Genomic DNA, 18,901 nt, shown 5'->3' on the forward strand with positions numbered 1-18,901 from the left:
TGTTGTTTCATGGCTACTGATGTCATTCCCGCGAGGATTGCTTGCGTGGATACTGAAGCGTCATTGCGAGCGACTAAAAGGAGCGTGGCAATCCAGAAAAATAATTAAAAAATGCTACGCATTTTACTGGATTGTTTCGTCAAAACTTATAGTTTTTTCTCACAATGACATTAAAACCATCCTAATTCTCTTATCTTCCTTTATCCTCTTCTCTAAGTCGGCTATTGCCGATCCTGAAATAGCTGAATCCTTTAAATGTTCAAAACTTTTTCCTTACTTTGAAAAAAAATTTAATATCCCATCTAATACGTTACATTCAATAGCTTTAAAAGAATCGGGGAAAAAACATACAACCCGTAAAATTAGAGTAGTATGGCCTTGGACGGTAAACGTTGAAGGAAAAGGCTATTATTTTAACAGTAAAAGAGAAGCTATAAATTTTGTTAGAATAGAGCTTATAAAAGGGCGAGAGAGCATTGATGTCGGATGCATGCAGATTAACTTAAGACATCATTTAGGGGCTTTTAATTCCCTTGAACAGGCATTTGATCCAAATAATAATGTTCGTTACGGAGCAGAGTTTTTACGTTCAAAATATGACCAGCTAGGGAGTTGGCACAAAGCTATAGCACATTACCACTCAGCCACTCATTCTTTAGGGTTTAAATATAAGCAAGACGTAGTTAAAATAGCAAGTAACATGGCACTTTATAAAGCATCCTTACATAGTTATCTAAATAATAATGAAGGGGCTTTAGAAGATACAATTCCGGTAAATAATAACAAAGTGCAAAAAAAATCACTTTTTAGTGGCAATAAAAGATACAGAAGTAGTATTATGATACCTATTCCTGCTAAAATTAATTAATTCTATGAATATTAAATTAATTACATGTTTTTTAATATTAGTAAGTACTGTAAAAGCAAATGCCGATTTTAACAATATTCAAGATAATTTTGAATATCAGGAAGAGCAGCTAACAATAGAATTACCTTGGAGCGATTGTACCGAAATTCATAAATTATTAGAGGAAAAATTATCTTTTTCAGAACAACAAATAAAAAAAGAAAATAAAATTCATGAGAAATATAAGCAATTTTATTTAAAACATAATAATCCTACTAATTTTTCTATGCAATTTCTTGAGAAAAAATCTGAGACTAATGGAGTAGAAACTTTAATATCAGGTTTTTTAAAATTTTGTGAAGATCATTTCCAAACTAGTAAAAGTAAATCTCATTCCCTAAATTATTATATTAAAAAACAACAAGACCAATGGTTTAATGATATAAGAAATGAGAATTACAAAATATATTATAGGAAAAAATACGAAGATAATATCTTTAGAAATAATTAATTTATTTCAGTACTTGATTCATATATTATTTAATTTATATTAACTATAATAATATACAGGGTTATTTATGTTAAAGAAATGTATATTAGTATTGTGGTGTATTAAGTGGTTATAAATCTCTAGGAGAATCTAATAAGATAGAGAACAATGTTTCAGCAAATGTTAATAATAATTCATTAATAGAAAAGAAAAAAAATTCTAGTAATAGATATCTTTCCAAACTTCGCTTCTAGAGGTAATTTATACGTCGATCTAGTACTCGAATCTTCACGTACGCTTGTGTACGCTGCGGTTCTGCGTTCCGTATCTCCTTTAAATTCCTCTCTATAAGCTAGTTTGGAAAGATATCTAATGATAAACAACTAAAACCTGTCTACTTAGAGTATTTTGATCTAACTTCGGATTTAAATCCTTCAGAAAAAAATTTGCTAAGTTTAGAACCTTTATTACCTAATAATAAAAATACGAAACCTATAGTTGTAGGTATTCAGGATAATTTTGAAGGGCTAGATAGAGTTAAGGGGGATGATATACATATAGCAAGACAGAGAGAACTTATTCAAAATAGTTGGCTAGGAGGTTTTATTTCTGGATCACTCCCAACAATTTTAGGAGAGAAAATTCAAGATAGGAGAGAATTATATATTCAACAGATTAAAGCTAAAAAATCACCGAAATAATGCAGTAAGAGGAATAAGTAACAGCTTATTTATCAAGCATGCAGCTGATGATATAATAAGCCGGTTAGGGATGATTGACAAGGATTTAGCAGATATTCTAGAAATATCTGCTAAATGCGGTTATCTTACAGCTTTACTAAAAAATACTTATCGAAATGCTGATATTACCGCAACAGATATGTCTCCTTTGTTGCTTGATCCTTTTGAGCATAATCACAAATTATTAATTGATGATGAAGATTTAGAATTTCCTCCGAACTCTTTTGATTTAATTATTTATTCATTAGGGTTATACTGGATAAATGATGTGCAGAGTTTTCTATCTAATATAAGAACATTTTTAAAGCCTGACGGTATTTTTATCGGTAATTTTGTCGGAGGAAATAGCTTAAAGAATTTACGTAAATCCTTAATAGATGCCGAAATAGCAAGTGGTTTTAAACACTCTCCTCATATTTCTCCTTTTATTCATTTTGATCATGTTCCGATTTTATTTTCGCAGGCAGGATTTGCTGAAGTAATTATTGACTATGAAAATATAGATCTAAAATTTGATAATCCTTTAGCTTTAATGAGGGAAATAAAAAATATAGGTGAGTCAAATTCACTAAATGCTAGTCATAATTACGCTATTTCTAAAAAGATGTTTTCTTTACTACAAAATTATACAAACGGCTTTGAAGATAATATTAATTTAATTAGTTTTATTGCTTCGCCAAATAAGAATAGTATAAGATTAAAGTTGTTATAAGGGTAATAGTGGTGTATTTTTAGCAGTATTACGTCATTGCGAGCAACTAAAGGCTTTGTTGCGTGGCTTGTTTTTTTGTCATTGCGAGGAAATTACGTATGTAATTGACGAAGCAATCCAGTAAAAAATTCTAGTTTACAGAATTTTTTTATTATTTTTATGGATTGCCACGCAGCCTACGGCTGCTCGCAATGACGACTCGGTATCCACGCAGGCAAGCCTCCTCGCAATGATGAGCTAACCATCCAACAATTTATTAAGGTCAAACAAATATGCAAGAATTTGATTTAGTGGTAATAGGTAGCGGTCCGGCCGGTTATACAGGCAGTATTAGAGCTGCTCAGCTTGGTATGAGAGTAGCGTGTATTGAGAAAAACGATACTCTTGGCGGCACTTGTTTAAATATAGGATGCATACCGTCGAAAGCTTTACTTAATTCCTCCGAAAAATATGAAGAAGCTCTAAAGCATTTTGAGAGTATAGGTATTACTGCAGATATAAAATTAGACTTACAAAAAATGCTAGCTAATAAAGATAAAGTAGTTCTTGATCTTACAAAAGGTATAGAAAGCCTATTTGCCAAAAACAAAGTTACTAGAATAAAAGGCGAAGCTAAAATTATCTCTAGTAATATCGTTGAAGTAAATAAAGAGCAAATTAAAGCCAAAAATATTCTAATTACTACAGGCTCCAGCGTCATAGGAATACCGAATATCAAAATAGACGAAGAATTTATTGTTTCATCTACCGGTGCTTTGAAACTTTCTAAAGTACCTGAGAACTTAATAGTAGTCGGCGGAGGGTATATAGGCTTAGAACTTGGTTCAGTTTGGCGTCGTTTGGGAGCTAAAGTAACGGTTATTGAGTATGCACCGAGCATTATACCTATGCTTGATAAAGAAATTGCTACGCAATTTATGAAACTACAGCAAAAACAAGGTATAGAGTTTAAACTGAATACTAAAGTGCTATCTGCTGAAGTAAAGTCAGGAAAAGTAAATCTGACAATAGAGGAGGGCGGTAAGAGTTCGGTAGTAATAAGCGATGTTGTGTTGATGGCGGTAGGCAGAAAAGCCTATACGCAAAATCTAGGACTTGAGTCTGTCGGTATTATTACGGATAAGCAAGGTAGAATTGAGATTAATGACCATTTCCAAACAGCCGTTTCAAACATTTACGCAGTTGGTGATGTGGTAAAAGGAGCGATGCTTGCTCATAAAGCCGAAGAAGAGGCTGTAGCTGCCGTGGAAATTATGGCAGGGCAGGCAGGGCATGTTAACTATAACTTAATTCCAAGCGTGATATATACTTATCCTGAAGTAGCAAGCGTCGGTGAAACGGAAGAGCAACTAAAAGAAAAAGGTATTAATTATAAAGTCGGTAAGTTTCCATTTTTAGCAAATAGTAGAGCAAGAGCAATCGGTAGTACGGAAGGTATGGTTAAGATGCTTGCCGATAGTAAAACCGATAGGGTGTTAGGAGCTCATATTATAGGAGCCGATGCAGGTACATTAATTGCCGAGCTTACCGCTTATATGGAATTCGGAGCAGTGGCAGAAGATATAGCACGAACCTGCCACGCCCACCCGACTTTAAGCGAAGCTATAAAAGAAGCAGCTCTTAGTGTAGATAAAAGAACTATTAATATGTGATATACTCCTACGTCATTGCGAGGAAAAACTGTAAGTTTTGACAAAGTAATCTCAGGAGTCCTGCTTTATGAGATTGCCATGCTCCTTTCAGTCGCTCGCAATGACGAATTTAAGGATATTTATGCACAAACAAGAACTGCGTCTTTATTTCAAAGATCTTTTAATAAACAACCAAGAAAAAATTACTTCCGACTTAGTCAGAAACTCCTTAATAAGTAAAATTAGCCGATTATTAAAGGAGTTAAAAGTAAAGACAGTAGGACTTTACTATCCTCTAAAATACGAAATTAACTTACTTAAAATAACAAACTTACTTCCTGAAATAAAATTCTTCTTACCAAAAATTATAAAAAATGAGATAAAATATTGTGCTTATAATTATAATGACCGGCTGACTTCAGGTGATTTTAAAACCTATGAACCTATAAATAATGATTTTTTTATTCCTGAGTTAGTTATTATCCCAGGGCTTGCATTTAGTAAGGATGGTTATAGACTTGGATACGGCAAAGGACATTTCGATCGGTATTTAAATAATAACCAAAATATACTAACTGTCGGAGTTTGTTTAAAAGAACAGTTAATAGATAATTTTCCGGTTGAATCTCATGATCGTAAGCTTAAATTTGTGATCTTGGTATGATTTGTAATATTGCGTGGATCAGTTTTTTCGTCATTGCGAGCGACTGTAAGAAGCGTGGCAATCCAGGAAAAGTAATAAAAAATGCTAAAGATTAGCATTTTTTAACTAGATTGCTTCGTCAATTATTTCATAATTTCCTCGCAATGACAAAAAAACTAATCTCATAATAAAGCTGTTAATATCATAACATGCCCAAAAAATTATTACACAAATTCATTATTTCATCTTTATATTTTTGTTTATGTAAATATTTGCTTTTTAAATTTAGATTTTTAAAATCCTTGTTATTCAATGGGAGGTATTTGCAAATCTTTATTAAATCTTCATCTAAAATAAAATGTTTGCGAGGAATATTTATAGTTTGTGCATTCTCTTCACGATAAGCTGCAAGTGCTTGAATTTTACGATTAAACCTCTCATCATCACTTCTATATTTTATTTTTTTCCAAGCATCTTTCAGCTCAACCTTATAATTTCTAACATCTAATAAAGAACTAAGAGTAGTTTGATATTTAATAGTATAATTATTTCTAATAATTATACTATTTAACTCTTTATATATCTTATACAAATACTCCACGTCTAACATTGCATAATTTAACATATCACTAGTGATAGGGCGTTTTAGCCAGTTAGATTTTTGGTGGGTTTTATCGATAGTAATACCGATTAGCTTATAGCAAAGGTCATCATAGCTTAGCTGTTTACCGAATCCGCAAATATTTGCTGCAATTTGTATATCAAAAACATTAGAAGGTAGTGTTTTAAATAAATTATAGAAAATCTCTAAATCTTCACGAGGAGCATGAAATATTTTAGTAATATTATTATCTGCAAGCAGCCTATTACAAATATTCAGATCTAAATTGCTTAATGCATCAATTATTCCACAATATTCTTCTGCTTTAAATTGAATTATACTAAGCTGAGCATAATAGGTATAACGACGCTCAAATTCCGTATCTATGCTTAAGCATGTCTTATTTGCTAATTGTTTACAAAATTCTTCTAATGTTTTTTGATTATCGATAATTTGCATAGAAGATATTTATAAAGCTCCGATAATTTTTAAGAAAAGATTAGTATGAGATAACGACAGGACAACTTCAAGACCGATTAAAATAATAATAATCCACTCAAGTTTGGTAGAATGTTTATAATTAAGATCGTTTGAAAGAATGTCTAAAAGCTCGTGAATCATATTAAGACGATGATTCATTATATTTTGCCGTATTTCTATGTCTTGAAATTCTGCCGTCATAAGATATAGAGGCTCATAGCTCGGACGACGCCAAAAGAATTCCGGAGTATCAAATATATCGCTATGCAAACTGATTGAATAACGTTCGTTAAATAATATACCTATCTGCTGTAATATCTCCTTTTTAGAAAGCGATACGCTACCGGTTCTAGCTAGTTCCTGCTGTATAGGAGTTGTCTGAACAATCAAGTTACTAACGGATTGCTCAAGAACGCTAAGTTTAACCGATTGTGCAAGAGCATGGGAAATAGAAAGTTTAACAAAAACTGATTTATCTGCTAAGATTATTTTATTTTTTTCTTCATCAATAAATGTTTTCTCGACTTCTGTATTATATTCAAAATAAATATAATCAGATACCGGCTCTTTAAGCTTGTTCACGGCTACTAAATCAGTATCGCTTAAAACTATTTTTTCTTGAATTTCATCGCCGCCCCAAATAGTTACACAGCCAAACGGAAAGAAAAATATCTCTATAAAATCAGAATCTTTATTTATCTCTTTCCGAATATATAAAACATCGTCAAAATGTTGAGGTTCAAGACCAATCTTTTTTAAATTAGTAACTAGATCACTCATATTATATTCGGAAGAAGTACAGTAAGATGAACATCTCATGATTATTAAGTTTAATTTATATAAATTTAGAGTATAGTAGTTAGCAGCATATAAAGTCAATAATATTATAATTATGTATGAAATATTAAGTAATAGAGAGGTCATTAAAATAATAGGTTTAGATTCCGTAAAGTTCCTACAAAATCTCATTACGAATGATATTTGTAAGAGTATAGTCAATTCAGTTGGGCTTGGATACAAGGCACCGAGGATAGAGCCTATAATAATAGGCGAGACGACGAGTAACATCGTCAGCGAGTCCAAATCAATTGACTATAATTACTGCTATACTTATTTGCTTAATAATCAAGGAAGATATTTATTTGATTTTTTTGTGTATGTTCATAACCTTGAAGAAATTTACCTTGATATTGATAAAAGTAATAAAACTGCTTTGATAGATCATTTAAATTTCTATAAATTTCGCTCCAAAATACAAATAATGGATTGTAGTAGAGAATATAAAGTTATATATTTACGTCAAAAATTAGATATAGACACGCTAATTACGGTTCGTGATCCTCGCTATGCTAAGCTTGGTTTTCGTTCTATAGTATGTCATTCCTGCGTTCCCTTATGTCATGCACGCGAAAGCAGGAATCCAATATATCTAGAAGATAAATATAATTTTGCAATAATAGACGGAGTAGAAGATTTAATCACAGATAAATCTATTCCAAATATGTATGGTGCTGAGGAGTTAAATGCAATTAGTTTTGACAAAGGTTGTTATGTCGGGCAGGAAGTGATTTCAAGAGCTAAATATCAAGGTGTTATAAGAAGAAAGATATATAAAATTACGTCGGAAGAAGATTTATCCTCATTAGTTAAAGATGAAGTAATACTCGCAGATAACGATAAAATCGGTGTAATATGCTCAAGTTACCGTAATAAAGCAATCGCCTTAATCAGAGAAGAAAAATATTTTGCCGATAAAGAAGCTGATATTACCGTTAAGGGGATTAAAATAAACTTATCTCTCGCACCTTGGTATTAAATAATAGTTAATTTTTTAATAATTGCTTGACATTCATCAAGTTTTCATGTATTATACTAATTATAAAAGACATAAACCATATTTCATGGTATTTTTTTTTATAAAAAATTAATATAAATTGGAGACTTTTATGACTATACCTTTTCAATTGTTAACTTCAGGAAATATATAAAACATACAACTAATACAGGCTATATTAAACGGAACTAATGTTAATAACAACCTTAATATTTTTGAAACTCTTTGTAATTTAATACCTCAACAACAAGATAAGAATGTTAAAAATGCTTTAGAAAGTACTGCAGTACAGGTATTAGGAAAAATGATTTCCATTTCTGAAACCAATTGGGATAAAAAAGACGGTAATGGTAATACTATATTTGAATGGGGAGTATGGAGTAATAGCTCTAAGGTGATGAATGTATTTCATAATAATCCTCAAATAATGAATAAATTTGTTTCAGCTGAGAAAACACAAATTCATAATTTTTGCCGTGTTATAGCAGAGCCGCATATTTCTGATGAATTCCGTAAGATACAAATCGAAAAATTAAAGCCATTCGGTTTAGATATTAATGAGTTTGGTTAAGATCATACTGCTTTATATTCTGCAATAAATATCAGCTTATTGCTAATAATCCAAGTAATCAAAATATAAGTTTATTTCAAACTCAAATGGATAAATATTATAAAATAATTGAGAATCTAGTTAAATTTGGTGCTAATCCTTCGCTTGAAGCAAATAATATATTAAAATGTACAAACTCGTCTGACTGATTTACAAGGATTGTTTCACTACACTAGTCCTAAATTTTGGATTTCTTTAAATATTTTTATATATTTTGCGATTCCATCGCTTGGTCCTTCAATCTTTCAAAGAATATTGATGGCAAAAGACACAAAGCAAATATCAAAAACTTTTTTTATTTCGGCAATTATTTATCTTTGTTTATCCACCTTATTTATTTGGATTGTAATATTATTACTATCTCAAGATCCGAGTGTTGACACTAATCAATTGTTTTTACGGATTATTAAAAGTTATATAGGATTTAAGGGGTTAATAGTCGGCGTTATTATGGCAATGATAATCTCAAGTACTAACTCTTATATTAACGTTGCAGCGGTAACTTTTACTAATGACATCATTAAAAAAGCTTCATTAAATTATAATTATATAACCGTAATTACTATAGGATTAATAGGTTTTATTATATCACTCTATACGAAAGATTTAATAAATCTATTTCTATTGTTAACTAGTATCTATTTGCCGCTAATCACTTTGCCGTTAATTTTGTTAATATACGGTTTTAAATCAAGTGCCAAAAGTTTTTTTATCGGTATGATTGCTGCAATATTAACTATTATATTGTGGCAAATATTTTCTTTAAGAGCAATTCTAGGTATTTATCCGATACTACCCGCAACTATCGTAAATTTACTCTTTTTCCTTGGAAGCCATTACATTTTAAAACAACCAGGAGGGTTTAGTTCTTTAAAAGAGCCGCTAGCCGTTAAAATAATCAGGCAAGAGAGAAAAAGAAAAATTTTGACTTTATTTCGTGATCTTAAGAATTTTAACATCTTTAAATATTGGGAAAGTACCCTACCAAATCAAGAAATTACTTATAGTGATGTCGGTATATTTATTTTAATATCGATGTTCTCATCTTTATATACCACACCAGGTAGCAGAATAATGAACCATTTAGAGATATATAATATTATTTACCATACCACACTTATAACTGCTACAATATTAATCACTTATCCTTTATGGTCTTTAAAGTTTAAAAAGAATTATATTATCTCTTTATCTTGGTTTGTTGCTACTTTTGTTATATTAATATTTTTCGGTAGTGTACTTGTTATATCAAGTAGTTTTGATCAGCTGCAATTAATATGTTCGATAATTAACTTACTTATAATTGCAATGATATTCAGGTGGCAAGCTACTTTACTTATGATCGTTACAGGCGTATTTGCTAGTATAGAGTTTTATAAATATTTTATGGATGAGAAGTTATTAATTAGCATAGATAGTTTTCAATTTAAAGTAGTATATTTCCTAACCTTATTTAGTAGCCTTTTAATAGTATTCTTAAAACCAAGGCAGGAGCAAGAGAGATTAGTTAACCTCAAAAATACCCATTTAGGTAATAGAGTTAATTATAGAGAACAGGAATTAGAGAAGTTACTTGATTTGAAACATGAGTTCTTACGTAATATAAACCATGAAATCAATATGCCGCTAACCGGTATTATTAGTCTTGGTGAAACCTTATGGGCTAATTATGATAAATATGCTGTAGAGATTATAGCTAAAAGCTCTATTAGATTAAATAGCTTGATAAATAATATTCTAGATTTTTCAAAATTATCCAGTCTTAATTATGAACTAAATAAAGAAAATATAAACTTAAGCGAATTGCTACATGAAAGGATTAAAATACGTAAGAAATTATATCTAAACGGCAAAACCTTAAATTTTGTATCTGATATTGAAGAGAATATAATATTTAACTGTGATCCTCATTATATTAAACACACATTCGATAATCTAATAATTAATGCTATCAGCTATTGTAGTGAGGGAATAATAAAAATTGATCTACACATGCAAGAAAATAATATCTTGTTTAGTATAAAAGACGATGGAGTAGGAGTGCTGAAAGAGGAATTGCAGAGTATATTCGGTGTATTTGTCGTAAGCTCTAAAACACGTACAACGGCAGGAGGTAGAGGAGTAGGGCTTGCTCTTTTTGAAGTTGTGTCGAAGTATAACTATCATGATTTTAATGTCATTTGTGGATTGATTCTACTTTTTTTAATCTTGAAAGTTTTTAATATATGTGCCACAATGTAGCTACATTATTTAAAGAGAATTTTATGTCTGCTGGTTCTATTGTTCGAGCTCGTATTAATGAAGACGTGAAAGAAGAAGCAACTGTAGTGCTTGCTGCTATGGGGCTTACTGTGTCCGATGCTGTTCGTATGCTTTTATTTCGTGTTGCTCGTGAAAAAGCATTACCGTTTGAACCGCTTATCCCAAATGATGAAACAATTAAAGCTATGAAAGCTGCAAGAAGCGGCAAATTAGTTCATATTGGTAATATAAATAATTTATTATCCGATTTAAATGAGAACGATTAAACGTACTGCACAGTTTAAACTTGATTATAAGCGTGAAAAACATAGAAAACGTAGATGATAAGATTTTTTCAGGTGATGAATTGCCTTTTTTCGCTGCTCCTAAAGAGGAAAGGTTGAGAATGTTTAAAGTAGCCATGGAAAATGAGAAGGTTAAAATAATTTGGGCTTTTCATGGCAGATATGGATGCGGTGAATTTGTAGAAGATTGTTTTAATATAGAGCAAAAAGGGGATAAAGTCCTGATAGGCTATAGCGATATTACCGTTTTGCATTTATTACTAAATAACCATTATAATATCCCAACTATACATGGTTCAGTACTAACCTCGTTACTACCGCCTACTAATCAGGCTATTATGCCTATAATAGATGTTCTTGAAGGGAGAAAGAGTAAAATACAACTTACACCTATAAAGAAAATTAGTGAAGAAAATATAACAGGTACAATAACAGGCGGAAATTTAACGGTTTTTAGCAAATTAATAGGAACTTCCGTTAATCTAAAAAAGAGTAATATATTACTGCTTGAAGATGTTAATGAAAAAGGTTATACAGTACATCGTAATTTAGTTCAGTTAAAAAATGCCGGTATATTTGAATGTATAAAAGCAATAATTTTCGGTGTTTTTACTAAAGGGGATGAGTTTATAGAACAAACTATAAAAAGTTTTTATTTAAATGATATTCCAAATATTAGAACTTATAAAGCAGTAGGAATAGGGCATGGAGAGGTAAATCATCCGGTTATTATGCATCATGAAGTAATTATAAGCAGTAATGTTTTAAGTTTTACTAGTCCTTTTGAAATAGTAGAAAACAAATGACAAATTCTATCAAAATAGGTACAAGAAAAAGTCCGCTTGCTTTAATACAAACTAATTTAGTTATTCAGCAAATCAAACAATTTTTTCCTGATATTAATTGTGAAATAGTATCCATTATTACTAGCGGGGATTTAATCCAAAATAAACCATTATACGATATAGGCGGTAAAGCTTTATTTTTAAAGGAAATAGAGCAAGCCTTGCTTGATAAAAAAATTGACTTAGCCGTTCATTCTTTAAAAGACGTACCTGGTAGAATACCTGAAGAGCTAGTAATTGCTGCCGTTTTAGAGCGTGAAGATCCTAGAGATGTTTTTGTATGTTTAAATTATAAATCCATAGAAGAGCTGCCGCAAAATGCTGTAATAGGTAGCTCGGCAGTACGAAGAAAAGCATTTATCCAAAAAATAAGAGCGGATTTAAAGGTAACGGTTTTTAGAGGGAATGTTGATTCAAGAATAAAAAAGCTAATGACCGGCGAAGTTGACGCAACAATTTTAGCATATGCAGGTCTTAAAAGGTTAGGGGCGTTTAATCCAGAGTATTGTCATTTGATAGAGTATTCACAGATGTTACCGTGTATAGGGCAGGGAGTCATTGCAGTTGAAATACGACAAGATGATAATGCTATGCTTGAGATATGCAACCAAATTAATCATCTTCCTACCTTTGAACTAATAAAACCCGAAAGAGCATTTTTAGAATATCTAGATGCTAATTGCTGCACGCCGATTGCTGCTTACTCTAAATATTTAGATACGGATACTAGACATCTTTCCAAACTCGCTTATAGGGAGGAATTTGAAGGCAACACGGAAGCACTTGCCGCCGCAGCATACAAAAGCGATAGCACAGATGCGAGTACTGAATTGACATACAAATTACCCCTAGAAGTAGAGTTTGGGAAGATGTCTAGTATAAAAACCGATTTCATGCTAGGTAACCTCGACGGTAGTAAAATAATCTTCCACACCGAAACTACCAATATAAAAACCTCAAAAGAAGCAAGTATAAAAGCCGCTAAAATGATGTTGAATCAGCTAGACAAATAGATATTTAAGGAGTATACTCCTTAAATATCAGATATTTAAGGAGTATACTCCTTAAATATCTAAATTTGAAAGGTATTATCATGACGATACAAAGATTTTTAGACCTAGAATTACCAAAAGGACAATCTTGTTTTTTATGGGGAGCACGTAAAACCGGTAAGTCAACATATTTAAAACAACATTTTCCAGATAGTTTATATATAGATTTATTACAAGCTGATATATATAAAGGCTACTTTCAAAATCCTGAACGTTTAAGAGAAGAGCTTAAGTCAAAAGACGGCATCTCAACTATTATTATTGATGAGGTGCAAAAAATTCCCTTACTGTTAGATGAGGTTCATTATTTAATAGAATCTAATAAATCTTTACAATTTATCCTTTGCGGCTCCAGTGCTAGGCGTTTAAAATCAACAGGTAGCAATTTGCTTGGGGGAAGAGCGTGGAGATATATGTTTTTACCCTTATGTTATCCTGAAATAAAAGAGCTTGATTGGCATAAAATTTTCAATCATGGACTAATACCGGATCATTATATTACATTAAAAAAGATTCATAAATATCTTGCGTCTTATTTATATGATTATATTTTGCCGGAAGTGCAATTTGAAGCTAATCTTAGAAAGCGTGAGGCATTTGCTAAATTCTTAGAGATTATAGGTATTTCAAACGGTGAGATGATAAATTATAGCAATATAGCAAGAGATTGCAGCGTTGATGCAAAAACCGTTAGAACATATTTTGAAATATTAGAAGATATGTATTTAGGATATCATCTTTATCCGTATAGATCACATAGTAAAAGGCAAATTATTACGGAAATGCCTAAATTTTACCTTTTCGATACCGCACTCGCAAATTATCTAAGGAAATATAAATATCAGGAAATGATAGGGTTTGATGCCGGTAAAGCTTTTGAGCATTATGTATTCTTAGAGTTAATAGCTTATAAACACTTAAACGATAAAAGAGATGAGTTATTTTATTGGCGTACCAAAGAAGGATATGAGGTTGATTTTATATTTCAAAATAATGCATTTGAAGTTAAAATCGCTTCTTCTATACAAAAAAATCATTTAAAAGGTCTATTAGAATTCAGCAAAGATAGTGACTTTAAATTACATGTTATATCTTTAGAAAAAACAAAACGTATAATTAATTTAGAAAATAAAGAAATTACCATTTGGCCTATTCAAGAATTTTTAGATACTCTTTGGAATAATGAAATATGGCGGTAAAATAGTTAATAAATTTTTTCTTAAATTTTAATTTAAAACTAAAAGGTATGGTTTATTACCCATACAAATATATGGACATTTAGTATAAAGCTAAGTATTATTAAATTAATCTATTAAAGGTTAAAAATACATTCTTCTTTTGAATGGGATGAAGAAAAAAATAAAATTAATATTGGGAAGCATAACATAAGCTTTTATGAAGCTCAAAAAGCTTTTCTAGATATAAAAAGGATAATTCTTGAGGATGTAGACCATAGTATTACAGAAAAAAGATATTTTTGTTTAGGTAAAGTTGATGGTAATATTTTAACAGTCCGTTTTATGTTCCAAGATAATCATATAAGAATTTTTGGAGTAGGATACTGGCGTAAAGGTAAGAGGATTTATGAGCAAGAGAATAAAATACACTGACGGGGGAATAGATGCAGTAAAAATAGTAAAAGATTTCTTGCCACACCCTAGAGAACTTTTATTAAAAGATGATTCTGTAAAAGTAACCATTTCTTTAAGTAAAGAGAGCGTAGAATTTTTTAAATCAGAAGCAGCAACTGCACATGTTCCTTATCAAAAAATGATTAGGATTTTACTAGATAAATATACTAAGCATTATAAAGAAAATACAAGAGCATAATACCATAAACTGAGCTGGCGGATAGGGTGGGATTCGAACCCACGGTACGGTTGCCCGTACGCCAGTTTTCAAGACTAGTGCCTTAAACCGCTCGGCCACCTATCCAAGAAGATTCATAGCAAAAAATGTTGCGTAATTCAAGGAAAATCTTGAAAAATATAAATTTAAATTACAAATCCGAATTGTTCTTTCACTTCATTTACCGTTTCAGAGGCTCTAATTTTTGCTTTTTCTGCTCCTTTATGCAGTATTTTTAATAAATATTCTTGATCATTCATTAATTCTAAATATTTATCACGTATCGGTTGTAGATTTGTAATAATAATTTCTGCTAAATCTTCTTTAAATTTTGCAAAGCCTTGGTTTTGATAATTATCGATTATTTTTTCTAAGCTTTCTTCAGACAAGCTTCTATAAATATCTAATAAATTACTAATTTCCGGTCTTGTTTCTTTATCATAGCTAACGAAACTTAAATGATCAGTTTTGGCTTTTTTTATTTTTTGATGAATAAGATCGTTATCATCTTTTAAATTGATACGGGAAAAATCTGAAATATCGGATTTACTCATTTTCTTTAATCCGTCTCGTAAGCTCATGATTCTTGCTCCTGTTTCACTAATTAAAATATCCGGAACTTTTAGAATTTCTTTATCAAATTTCCTATTTATCACCCCTGCAATATCTCTTGTTAGCTCTAGATGCTGTTTTTGATCTTCACCGACAGGTACTATATCCGCTTTATATATAAGTATATCGGCTGCCATAAGTGCCGGGTAGGAAAATAACCCAAGACAAGCCTTTTCTTGATCGCTACCTGCTTTATCTTTAAATTGCGTCATCCGCTTTAACCATCCAAGCGGTGTAACGCAATTTAGTAGCCAAGCAAGTTCAGTATGCTCTTTCACCATACTTTGTGCAAAGATTGTTACTTTATCAGACTCTAGTCCTGCTGCTAAATAAATAGCAAGAACCTCCATAATTGAATTATTAAGTTCTGACGGTTTAATATCAACCGTGATAGCATGCAAATCTGCTAAGAAGAAAAAACAATTATATTCTTCCTGCATTCTAACCCAGTTTGTAATTGAACCTAAGTAGTTACCGAGATGTAAAGAACCGGTTGCTTGCACACCGGAAAGAACAGTTTTTTTCATTTAATACCTTTTTATTTTACTCATTGTAAAATTATGTTATAAATACCATTTTAATTAATATAATTATTTTAATAATTATGCTTTGGCGTTTAAGAATTTTATCATTTTACGGATTATTATCGTTATTTACATTTATTTTTTTTCTTATATGTTACATACCCGTAACATTTTTCAATGTCAACTATCAAATAAGATATAGAATTGCCATTATCTTTTCTTATGCTTTTGTGTGGCTTGCAAAAATTTGTTGCGGTCTTAAATATAAAGTAGAGGGGCTTGAGAAATTACCGAAGACTACTTCAATAGTCGTGTCTAATCACCAATCCTTTTGGGATCAAATGTTTATGCAACTGATTATTCCTAAACATTCTTGGGTATTAAAGCGTGAATTATTTAATATACCCTTGCTTGGTTGGGGACTTCGGATGGTTAAACCTATTGCGGTTGACCGTGGTACTAATAGCTCAGTTGCTCAAATTTTAAGAGAAGGTCAGGAAAAAATAAAAGAAGGATTATGGTTAATAATATTTCCGGAATCAACCAAAGTCCCGCCTGAGAGAACGGTAAAATTTAAGCCAAGTGCTGTAAAGCTTGCTTCAATTACTAAAGTTCCGATTGTAATGATGGCTCATAATGCCGGTTTATTTTGGCCTAGAGGTTTTTGGTTTAAGCAGCCTGGAACTATAAAGGTAAAGATTATAGGTGTAATAGAAAAAGAAGAGGTAGAGCAAACAGACGTACGTATACTTAATGACAAGGTTGAGCAAATTATTAACAGTGAAAAGCAAAAATTATTAAATTAATATTAGGTTTTAAAAGTAATTAGTATTATCATAAAATTACTAACTAGTTTTTATGGAGGTATTTATGGTAAGTACAGCACCGTTAAAATTAATTGCGGTTATCGATAGTAAGCAAATGATGCTTTACGACGCTCAAGGAGTTAAAATTACTACTAATAAACCTTTAAAATTATCTTTGGATTTAGAGGAACATCACCACCATAGAGAAAAAAGACAAAGCCTTTACCAAAATAAATCTACCCCAGGATCACTTTTTGAGCCGCATACTTCGCTAAAAGATATAGAACATAAAGAAGCAGCCAGAAGTATTATTAAGCATTTAGAAAAAATAGCAGGAAATGATCAAGCTAAATATAAAGAATTGATTATTGTAGCAGAACCGCAAATGCTTGGATGTGTTAGACAAGAACTTAAAAACGGTCTAAAAAAGATGATTACTAAAGAAATTGCTAAGGATTTAGTACAACATAGCGTAGATGCAGTGGAGCGAGCAGTATTTTCTTAGATAATAGTGAATAGCAAATTACTTTTATAATTTGCTATTGTTATATTAAAATAAATCGGAATGAGTTCCAGTACGATATAAAATAATTGTATCTTTTTTTATTTTATATTAATAGCCAATCAGGTTCAATATGACATTCCCATTTTGGGTAATGATCACCCATGGGTTTATGAGGTCTATATTTTTGTGGTAAAGCAATATTGTTTATAAGCATATTCACTATTGCTTGTATTTTTTTGATATTTTTACCTCTTTTAACCAATCGTTTTAAATCGCGATTAAAAATTACGGTAGAGTGAATTTGTTTCATTTAGCGATGTCGTCTAAAAATTTTTCAAATTGTTTTAAGTTATAGCTTTCAAACTCACCGTTTTCTGCCTGCTTAAATGATTCTAATGTTTCTTTATTAGGAATCTTAATGTGTGGTTTGAAAGGCAAACCGCCGCTATTTATACATTGATTTAGGAATATCCTCATGGCTTCCGACATAGTCATCCCCATTTGCTTAAATATTTCTTCTGCTTCAATTTTTATATCTGCTGAAACACGTAATCTAATATCTACCGTATTCATAATATAGCTCCATTCAACTATTATTATCCGCTATAGTCAAATGATTTGAATTCACTTACATCGTCTCTCGTCGTTCTCCTATTATCTATAGGCTTCGCTCCTCGCTCCTTGTAATTAAATCCCACTGATTTGACTATATTTTAGTATATATGGCGGCATGTGTCAATACAATCATATTTTAATTAAGAATAGTTGCACTAATAAGAAAAAGTGGTAAAATATCATATCGAACAAATTAAATATTATGAATAATTATGCCGCAAATTTATTTTAACGGTCCGGAAGGACGAATCGAAGGAAGATATGCAAAAGCTACCTCGCCTAATGCCCCTATTGCATTAGTTCTTCATCCTCATCCTTTATACGAGGGTAATATGAATAATAAAGTAGTTTATAATGCCTATAAGATTTTAGCAGATAACGGTTATACCGTCTTACGTATTAATTTTAGAGGAGTAGGGGGATCGCAAGGTAAATTTGATAACGGAGTCGGTGAAGTTGTTGATGCGGGGGCAGCTTTTGACTGGTTACAGCAGAATAACCTAAATGCTCAGTCTAATCTGATATTAGGATTTTCGTTCGGAGCATGGATAGCTATGCAGCTTGTAATGCGACGTCCGGCAATAAATCATTTTATTGCTATTTCGCCACCGGTTAATACAATTCATAAATATGACTTCTCATTCCTTTCGCCTTGTCCTATCCCAGGGTTTATATTACAGGGAGATAATGATAGTATAGTATCGGCAGATGATGTAAAAGATCTAGCAAATAGATTATCTAAGCAACAATCCCATATTAAAGTTGATTATAAAATTATCAATGGGGCTGACCATTTCTTTCGTTATAAAACTGAAGAATTTTCTAAAGCAATAAATGATTATTTAATAACAATCCAATCTAATTATCATCACCATAATAATAATGTAAATGCAGAAATTAGTAAGAGCCAAAAGAAACTATTTTTATATTAGTTTTTGTTGTGTGGTTCGAGAGGTCCGG

At 31.2% G+C, this 18,901-nt stretch carries 21 protein-coding genes, 1 tRNA gene and 4 pseudogenes; 18 read left to right on the plus strand and 8 right to left on the minus strand.

The window, feature by feature from the left end; genetic code table 11:
• Positions 1–19 precede the first annotated feature (19 nt).
• Positions 20–868 carry a lytic transglycosylase domain-containing protein gene (locus RAS_RS02565; RefSeq protein WP_147143963.1) on the plus strand — a complete coding sequence of 283 codons (849 nt, stop codon included), beginning with the start codon at positions 20–22 and terminating at the stop codon, positions 866–868.
• 4 nt (positions 869–872) lie between these two features.
• A complete protein-coding gene (locus RAS_RS02570) occupies positions 873–1,358 on the plus strand; it encodes a DUF2532 domain-containing protein (RefSeq protein ID WP_147142068.1) in 486 nt (161 codons plus the stop codon).
• Between the two features lie 185 nt (positions 1,359–1,543).
• Here RAS_RS02570 and RAS_RS02575 read toward each other — a convergent pair.
• Positions 1,544–1,720, minus strand: a pseudogene (locus RAS_RS02575) (palindromic element RPE1 domain-containing protein); the annotation flags it as partial.
• Positions 1,721–1,783: 63 nt separating this feature from the next.
• On the opposite strand from RAS_RS02575, the gene RAS_RS02580 reads away from it, so the two are divergent.
• The 4 genes from RAS_RS02580 (at position 1,784) to RAS_RS02595 (ending at position 5,084) form a co-directional block, all read left to right on the plus strand.
• Positions 1,784–2,038: a hypothetical protein gene (locus RAS_RS02580; RefSeq protein WP_147142074.1), complete on the plus strand. Its 255-nt coding sequence runs from the start codon at positions 1,784–1,786 to the stop codon at positions 2,036–2,038.
• Positions 2,039–2,069: 31 nt separating this feature from the next.
• The gene (locus RAS_RS02585) at positions 2,070–2,789 is read left to right on the plus strand and encodes a methyltransferase domain-containing protein (RefSeq protein ID WP_269473019.1); all 720 of its coding nucleotides are present in this window, start codon (positions 2,070–2,072) and stop codon (positions 2,787–2,789) included.
• A 272-nt stretch (positions 2,790–3,061) separates the two neighbouring features.
• Positions 3,062–4,441 (plus strand): dihydrolipoyl dehydrogenase, encoded by a 1,380-nt coding sequence (gene lpdA, locus RAS_RS02590; protein WP_147142081.1) that lies wholly within the window; start codon positions 3,062–3,064, stop codon positions 4,439–4,441.
• A gap of 121 nt (positions 4,442–4,562) precedes the next feature.
• A complete protein-coding gene (locus tag RAS_RS02595) occupies positions 4,563–5,084 on the plus strand; it encodes a 5-formyltetrahydrofolate cyclo-ligase (protein WP_147142084.1) in 522 nt (173 codons plus the stop codon).
• A 181-nt stretch (positions 5,085–5,265) separates the two neighbouring features.
• Here the strand turns inward: RAS_RS02595 and RAS_RS02600 are convergent, their stop codons facing one another.
• Together RAS_RS02600 and RAS_RS02605 are read right to left on the minus strand one after the other, a co-directional pair.
• Complete coding sequence (locus tag RAS_RS02600) at positions 5,266–6,123, minus strand: ribonuclease D (protein WP_147142087.1); 858 nt, start codon at positions 6,121–6,123, stop codon at positions 5,266–5,268.
• A gap of 9 nt (positions 6,124–6,132) precedes the next feature.
• The gene (locus RAS_RS02605) at positions 6,133–6,924 is read right to left on the minus strand and encodes an RMD1 family protein (protein WP_147143966.1); all 792 of its coding nucleotides are present in this window, start codon (positions 6,922–6,924) and stop codon (positions 6,133–6,135) included.
• A gap of 112 nt (positions 6,925–7,036) precedes the next feature.
• Between RAS_RS02605 and ygfZ the strand changes: the two genes are divergently transcribed.
• From ygfZ to RAS_RS02650, 9 genes and pseudogenes are all read left to right on the plus strand, one after another.
• A complete protein-coding gene (gene ygfZ / locus RAS_RS02610) occupies positions 7,037–7,960 on the plus strand; it encodes a CAF17-like 4Fe-4S cluster assembly/insertion protein YgfZ (protein ID WP_147142090.1) in 924 nt (307 codons plus the stop codon).
• Between the two features lie 322 nt (positions 7,961–8,282).
• On the plus strand, positions 8,283–8,549 hold the full coding sequence (locus tag RAS_RS02615) for a hypothetical protein (protein WP_232049304.1): 267 nt from the start codon (positions 8,283–8,285) through the stop codon (positions 8,547–8,549).
• A gap of 165 nt (positions 8,550–8,714) precedes the next feature.
• Positions 8,715–10,829, plus strand: a pseudogene (locus tag RAS_RS02620) (ATP-binding protein); the annotation flags it as partial.
• A 23-nt stretch (positions 10,830–10,852) separates the two neighbouring features.
• The gene (locus RAS_RS02625) at positions 10,853–11,116 is read left to right on the plus strand and encodes a type II toxin-antitoxin system RelB/DinJ family antitoxin (protein WP_010422883.1); all 264 of its coding nucleotides are present in this window, start codon (positions 10,853–10,855) and stop codon (positions 11,114–11,116) included.
• Between the two features lie 50 nt (positions 11,117–11,166).
• Positions 11,167–11,940: pseudogene (locus RAS_RS02630) on the plus strand (LD-carboxypeptidase); the annotation flags it as partial.
• Complete coding sequence (hemC, locus tag RAS_RS02635) at positions 11,937–12,992, plus strand: hydroxymethylbilane synthase (protein ID WP_147142096.1); 1,056 nt, start codon at positions 11,937–11,939, stop codon at positions 12,990–12,992. The pseudogene RAS_RS02630 and the gene hemC, both read left to right, overlap by 4 nt.
• Before the next feature lie 80 nt (positions 12,993–13,072).
• The gene (locus RAS_RS10990; protein ID WP_147142099.1) at positions 13,073–14,230 is read left to right on the plus strand and encodes an ATP-binding protein; all 1,158 of its coding nucleotides are present in this window, start codon (positions 13,073–13,075) and stop codon (positions 14,228–14,230) included.
• Between the two features lie 186 nt (positions 14,231–14,416).
• The gene (locus tag RAS_RS02645; RefSeq protein WP_232049353.1) at positions 14,417–14,641 is read left to right on the plus strand and encodes a BrnT family toxin; all 225 of its coding nucleotides are present in this window, start codon (positions 14,417–14,419) and stop codon (positions 14,639–14,641) included.
• Positions 14,616–14,861 (plus strand): CopG family transcriptional regulator, encoded by a 246-nt coding sequence (locus RAS_RS02650; protein WP_147142048.1) that lies wholly within the window; start codon positions 14,616–14,618, stop codon positions 14,859–14,861. The genes RAS_RS02645 and RAS_RS02650 overlap by 26 nt, the downstream gene beginning before the upstream one ends.
• A gap of 15 nt (positions 14,862–14,876) precedes the next feature.
• On the opposite strand, the gene RAS_RS02655 is transcribed toward RAS_RS02650, so the two are convergent.
• Positions 14,877–14,966, minus strand: a tRNA-Ser gene (locus RAS_RS02655).
• A 59-nt stretch (positions 14,967–15,025) separates the two neighbouring features.
• Entirely contained in the window at positions 15,026–16,018 is a 993-nt protein-coding gene (gene trpS / locus RAS_RS02660) for a tryptophan--tRNA ligase (RefSeq protein WP_147142101.1), read from the minus strand.
• Positions 16,019–16,095: 77 nt separating this feature from the next.
• Between trpS and RAS_RS02665 the strand changes: the two genes are divergently transcribed.
• Together RAS_RS02665 and RAS_RS02670 are read left to right on the plus strand one after the other, a co-directional pair.
• Positions 16,096–16,821, plus strand: coding sequence for a lysophospholipid acyltransferase family protein (locus RAS_RS02665; protein ID WP_147142103.1), 726 nt, complete (start codon positions 16,096–16,098; stop codon positions 16,819–16,821).
• Positions 16,822–16,885: 64 nt separating this feature from the next.
• Positions 16,886–17,326, plus strand: coding sequence for a host attachment protein (locus RAS_RS02670; protein WP_010422898.1), 441 nt, complete (start codon positions 16,886–16,888; stop codon positions 17,324–17,326).
• Positions 17,327–17,429: 103 nt separating this feature from the next.
• Here the strand turns inward: RAS_RS02670 and RAS_RS02675 are convergent, their stop codons facing one another.
• From RAS_RS02675 to RAS_RS02685, 3 genes and pseudogenes are all read right to left on the minus strand, one after another.
• The gene (locus RAS_RS02675; RefSeq protein ID WP_232049306.1) at positions 17,430–17,636 is read right to left on the minus strand and encodes a type II toxin-antitoxin system YafQ family toxin; all 207 of its coding nucleotides are present in this window, start codon (positions 17,634–17,636) and stop codon (positions 17,430–17,432) included.
• Positions 17,633–17,899: a type II toxin-antitoxin system RelB/DinJ family antitoxin gene (locus RAS_RS02680; RefSeq protein WP_010422900.1), complete on the minus strand. Its 267-nt coding sequence runs from the start codon at positions 17,897–17,899 to the stop codon at positions 17,633–17,635. Before RAS_RS02680 ends, RAS_RS02675 begins: the two co-directional genes overlap by 4 nt.
• Before the next feature lie 29 nt (positions 17,900–17,928).
• Positions 17,929–18,036: pseudogene (locus RAS_RS02685) on the minus strand (palindromic element RPE2 domain-containing protein); the annotation flags it as partial.
• A gap of 117 nt (positions 18,037–18,153) precedes the next feature.
• Between RAS_RS02685 and RAS_RS02690 the strand changes: the two are divergent.
• Positions 18,154–18,873: an alpha/beta hydrolase gene (locus RAS_RS02690; RefSeq protein WP_147142107.1), complete on the plus strand. Its 720-nt coding sequence runs from the start codon at positions 18,154–18,156 to the stop codon at positions 18,871–18,873.
• The last annotated feature ends 28 nt before the right edge of the window (positions 18,874–18,901 follow it).

The organism is Rickettsia asiatica (assembly GCF_007989425.1).
GTDB lineage: Bacteria > Pseudomonadota > Alphaproteobacteria > Rickettsiales > Rickettsiaceae > Rickettsia > Rickettsia helvetica.

What these genes read in the sequence shown, in the direction of transcription:
- RAS_RS02680 (WP_010422900.1), bottom strand. Translation starts at nt 17,899, where the DNA reads ATGAATACGGTAGATATTAGATTACGTGTTTCAGCAGATATAAAAATT.
- RAS_RS02595 (WP_147142084.1), top strand. Translation starts at nt 4,563, where the DNA reads ATGCACAAACAAGAACTGCGTCTTTATTTCAAAGATCTTTTAATAAAC.
- RAS_RS02690 (WP_147142107.1), top strand. Translation starts at nt 18,154, where the DNA reads ATGCCGCAAATTTATTTTAACGGTCCGGAAGGACGAATCGAAGGAAGA.
- RAS_RS02615 (WP_232049304.1), top strand. Translation starts at nt 8,283, where the DNA reads ATGATTTCCATTTCTGAAACCAATTGGGATAAAAAAGACGGTAATGGT.
- RAS_RS02570 (WP_147142068.1), top strand. Translation starts at nt 873, where the DNA reads ATGAATATTAAATTAATTACATGTTTTTTAATATTAGTAAGTACTGTA.
- trpS (WP_147142101.1), bottom strand. Translation starts at nt 16,018, where the DNA reads ATGAAAAAAACTGTTCTTTCCGGTGTGCAAGCAACCGGTTCTTTACAT.
- ygfZ (WP_147142090.1), top strand. Translation starts at nt 7,037, where the DNA reads ATGTATGAAATATTAAGTAATAGAGAGGTCATTAAAATAATAGGTTTA.
- RAS_RS02600 (WP_147142087.1), bottom strand. Translation starts at nt 6,123, where the DNA reads ATGCAAATTATCGATAATCAAAAAACATTAGAAGAATTTTGTAAACAA.
- RAS_RS02565 (WP_147143963.1), top strand. Translation starts at nt 20, where the DNA reads ATGTCATTCCCGCGAGGATTGCTTGCGTGGATACTGAAGCGTCATTGC.
- RAS_RS10990 (WP_147142099.1), top strand. Translation starts at nt 13,073, where the DNA reads ATGACGATACAAAGATTTTTAGACCTAGAATTACCAAAAGGACAATCT.
- RAS_RS02675 (WP_232049306.1), bottom strand. Translation starts at nt 17,636, where the DNA reads ATGAAACAAATTCACTCTACCGTAATTTTTAATCGCGATTTAAAACGA.
- lpdA (WP_147142081.1), top strand. Translation starts at nt 3,062, where the DNA reads ATGCAAGAATTTGATTTAGTGGTAATAGGTAGCGGTCCGGCCGGTTAT.
- RAS_RS02650 (WP_147142048.1), top strand. Translation starts at nt 14,616, where the DNA reads ATGAGCAAGAGAATAAAATACACTGACGGGGGAATAGATGCAGTAAAA.
- RAS_RS02670 (WP_010422898.1), top strand. Translation starts at nt 16,886, where the DNA reads ATGGTAAGTACAGCACCGTTAAAATTAATTGCGGTTATCGATAGTAAG.
- RAS_RS02625 (WP_010422883.1), top strand. Translation starts at nt 10,853, where the DNA reads ATGTCTGCTGGTTCTATTGTTCGAGCTCGTATTAATGAAGACGTGAAA.
- hemC (WP_147142096.1), top strand. Translation starts at nt 11,937, where the DNA reads ATGACAAATTCTATCAAAATAGGTACAAGAAAAAGTCCGCTTGCTTTA.
- RAS_RS02665 (WP_147142103.1), top strand. Translation starts at nt 16,096, where the DNA reads ATGCTTTGGCGTTTAAGAATTTTATCATTTTACGGATTATTATCGTTA.
- RAS_RS02605 (WP_147143966.1), bottom strand. Translation starts at nt 6,924, where the DNA reads ATGAGTGATCTAGTTACTAATTTAAAAAAGATTGGTCTTGAACCTCAA.